Annotated in this window: 4 protein-coding genes; all 4 read left to right on the top strand. The window is 68.8% G+C overall.

The genetic code is table 11. The features are described 5' to 3' along the window. Position 1: 1 nt before the first annotated feature. Complete coding sequence (locus tag ACE3T5_RS21280; RefSeq protein ID WP_374670112.1) at positions 2-1,210, top strand: NnrS family protein; 1,209 nt, start codon at positions 2-4, stop codon at positions 1,208-1,210. A 71-nt stretch (positions 1,211-1,281) separates the two neighbouring features. Continuing rightward, positions 1,282-1,587 carry a DUF2249 domain-containing protein gene (locus tag ACE3T5_RS21275; protein ID WP_374670111.1) on the top strand — a complete coding sequence of 102 codons (306 nt, stop codon included), beginning with the start codon at positions 1,282-1,284 and terminating at the stop codon, positions 1,585-1,587. Positions 1,588-1,605: 18 nt separating this feature from the next. Then, positions 1,606-1,929: a ferredoxin FdxA gene (fdxA, locus tag ACE3T5_RS21270; RefSeq protein ID WP_374670110.1), complete on the top strand. Its 324-nt coding sequence runs from the start codon at positions 1,606-1,608 to the stop codon at positions 1,927-1,929. 5 nt (positions 1,930-1,934) lie between these two features. Beyond that, positions 1,935-3,499, top strand: a 1,565-nt coding sequence (locus ACE3T5_RS21265) for a cbb3-type cytochrome c oxidase subunit I (protein ID WP_374670109.1), incomplete at its 3' end; no start/stop codon positions are given.

The raw sequence follows: 3,499 nt of genomic DNA, 5'->3' as shown, positions 1-3,499 counted from the left end.
CCTGCCCCTTCATGCCGCACCGACCGAGGCCACCGGCGAGCCACCACCGGCGGGCTGGCCGCTGCTGCGCCTTGGGTTCCGGCCGTTCTACCTGGGGGCTGCGCTGTTTGCGGTGCTGGCGATGCCGCTGTGGATCGCGCTCTTTCTGGGGCAGCTGACCTTGCCCCTGGCTGTGCCGCCGGTGCTTTGGCATGCGCACGAGATGCTGTTCGGATTCGCGGTGGCGGTCATCGTCGGCTTCCTGCTGACGGCCGGCAAGGCCTGGACCGGCCTGGCCACGCCGCGCGGCGCGTTCCTCGGGGCCATGGTCCTTCTGTGGGCTGCCGCCCGCGTTGCAGCCGTGGCGGGCCCCTATCCGGTCTACGCCTTGCTGGACCTGGTGTTGCTGCCGCTGGTGGCCGCCGTGATGGTCGATCTACTGGTCCGCGCCCGCAATCGCCGCAATCTGCCGCTGGCGGGCATCCTGGTGCTGCTGTCATTGGCCAACGGCGCCTTTCATCTGGCGGTGATCGGGGCCCTCTCGATCGCCCCGCTGAGCGCGCTTCACGCCGGCCTGGCCCTGATCGTGATGATCGAGTGCGTGATCGCCGGGCGGGTGATTCCGGCCTTCACGATGAGCGCCACGCCGGGCCTGAAGCTCGCCACCCGACCGGCCCTGGAGCGTGCGACCCTGTCGTTCACCGCGCTGGCGCTCGCGCTGTGGGTGCTCGCGCCGTCGGGTGCGGTCTGGGCGGCGGCCGGCGGTGCGGCCTGTGCCCTGGCGGCGGCGCTGCACCTGGTCCGCCAGTGGCACTGGCAACCGGCGCGGACGCGCGGCCGCCCGATCCTGTGGATCCTGCACGCGGCCTATGCCTGGATCGCCATCGGTCTCGGGCTGCTGGCGCTTGCGCAGCTCGGCCGGATCGGCGTGTCGGCCGGCGTGCACGCCCTGGCGGTCGGTGCGACCGGTGGGCTCGTCATCGGCATGATCACCCGCACGGCGCGCGGCCACACGGGTCGGCCACTCGAGGCTTCGAAAGCCGAGGTGCTGGCCTACGGGCTGGTGATGGCTGCGGCCGCGCTGCGTGTGCTGGGTCCGCTGGCCCTGCCGCAATGGCTGCCCCACCTCCTGGTCTGCGCGGCGCTCGCCTGGTGTGCCGCCTTCGCCCTCTACATCGTCGTCTACGCCCCGTGGCTGATCAGGCCGCGTCGCGATGGCAAGAACGGCTGAGCGAACGCGCAGCCTGCATGGCCTCTCGACCTGTCCGCTTTCCACCCATCCCACCCACAAGGAACCCGCCGATGACTTCCACCCTCGCTGCACCGACCACCACGATCGACCTGCGCTCCATCGCACCGCGCGAACGCCACGCACTGATCTTTGCCCGCTTCGATGCGCTGCAACCCGGTCAGGCGCTGGAACTGGTGAACGACCACGACCCGCAACCCCTGCGCGTGCAGTTCGAGGACCGGGCGTTCGGGCAGTACGACTGGCGCTACGTCGAGAACGGTCCCGCGTCATGGCGGGTGCGGATCGGCAAGAGCGGGGTCAGCCCAGCGTCCGAAGCCGGCGACTCCTGCTGTTCCGGCGGAGCCTGTTGCGGCTGATCGACGGGTACCGCTTCCATGACCTTCGTCGTCACTGAAGCGTGCATCCGCTGCAAGTACACCGACTGTGTCGACGTGTGCCCGGTCGATGCATTCCGCGAAGGGCCGAACTTCCTCGTCATCGACCCCGAGCAATGTATCGACTGCGCGGTGTGCGTGCCGGAGTGCCCGGTCTCGGCCATCTATGCGGAGGAGGACGTGCCAGGTGACCAGCAGGACTTCACGCCGCTGAACGCCGAGCTGGCCCGCGTCTGGAAGCCGATCACCAAGACCAAGAAGGCCTTGCCTGATGCCGAAGCGTGGCGCGAGGTGACCGACAAACGCGCTGAACTCGAACGCTGACCGTCATGAACACCGTTGCCATCCTGCTGTCGGCCTTTGTGCTGTCCTTCGTCGCGTTGCTGGCCTTCATCTGGTCGCAGCGCACGGGCCTGTTCGACCGCAGCAGCCAGGGCGCCGAGGTGATCTTCGCGTCCGGCGAGATCGGGCGGATCGAGGAGCCGGCCGCGGCGCCGGCGGCACAGGGCAGCCTGCAAGGCGCCATCGACACGGCGGGCGCGGGCCACGCGACCGGCGCCGATGCGGACGAACTGGCCGAGCGCGCGCGCGCCGACGCGTCCACCGCGCCGCTGGTGTTCTTCATGTTCTGCTGTGCGATCGCCTGGCTGCTGGTGGCGTCAGCCGCCGGACTCTCGGCGTCGATCAAGCTGCACGAGCCCGACTGGCTGGTGCAGCAGGCCTGGCTCACGTTCGGCCGCATCCGCACCATCCACCTCAACGCGGTGGCCTACGGCTGGGCGCCGATGGCGGGCCTGGGCATCGCGATGTTCGTGATCCCGCGGCTGCTGAAGACGCCGCTGCTGGGCGCGCGCTTTGCGTTCGTCGGCGCCGTGTTCTGGAATGCGGCGCTGATCGCCGGGCTGGGCAGCATCGCCGCGGGCATCAACGACGGCCTGGAGTGGCTCGAGATCCCGTGGCAGATCGGCATCCTGTTCGCCGTCGGCGGAGCGCTGATCGGCCTGCCGCTGGTGTTCACGCTGGTCAACCGGCGCGTCGAGCACCTCTACGTCTCGGTCTGGTACATGGCCTGCGCGCTGTTCTGGCTGCCGGTGCTCTTCGTCGTTGCGAAGATGCCGGGCCTGCACCAGGGCGTGCAGCAGGCGGCGATGAACTGGTGGTTCGGCCACAACGTGCTCGGCCTGTTCTACACCCCGCTGGCACTGGCGTCGGTCTACTACTTCCTGCCCAAGGTGATCGGGCGGCCGATCCAGTCGTACAACCTGTCGCTGCTGGGCTTCTGGGGGCTGGCCTTCTTCTACGGCCAGGTCGGCGGCCATCACCTGATCGGAGGGCCGGTGCCGGAATGGATGGTCACGCTGTCCATCGTGCAGAGCATGATGATGATCATTCCGGTCGCCGCGTTCACGGTGAACCAGTACCAGACGCTGCAAGGGCGCCTGTCGGCACTGCGCTGGTCGCCGACGCTGCGATTCATCGGCGTGGGCGGGCTCATGTACACCGCCAGCTCCGTGCAGGGCTCGCTCGAGGCCTTGCGCAGCATGAACGCCGTCACCCATTTCACCCACTACACGGTGGCGCATGCGCACCTGGGCCTGTACGGCTTCGTCAGCTTCGTGTTCTTCGGCGCGATGTACTTCGTGATGCCGCGCATCACGGCGCGCGAGTGGCCCTATCCGCGGCTGATCGCGGCGCATTTCTGGCTCGTCAGTGGCGGTTTCGCCTTGTATTTCGTCAGCCTGACCACCGCAGGCTGGCTGCAGGGCATGGCGATGCTGGACGCGGCGCGGCCCTTCATGGACTCGGTGGCGGTGACGCTGCCCTACCTGAAGGGGCGCAGCCTCGGCGGTGCGTTCATGGTGCTGGGGCACCTGGTGTTCGCCGTGCACTTCAT

It is taken from the genome of Ramlibacter sp., assembly GCF_041916345.1.
Lineage (GTDB): Bacteria > Pseudomonadota > Gammaproteobacteria > Burkholderiales > Burkholderiaceae_C > Ramlibacter.
This window is presented reverse-complemented; position numbering and strand designations above follow the sequence as displayed.

Bases quoted from the DNA above. Each gene is read 5' to 3' on its own strand.
- ACE3T5_RS21275 (WP_374670111.1), top strand. From the start codon at position 1,282: ATGACTTCCACCCTCGCTGCACCGACCACCACGATCGACCTGCGCTCC.
- fdxA (WP_374670110.1), top strand. From the start codon at position 1,606: ATGACCTTCGTCGTCACTGAAGCGTGCATCCGCTGCAAGTACACCGAC.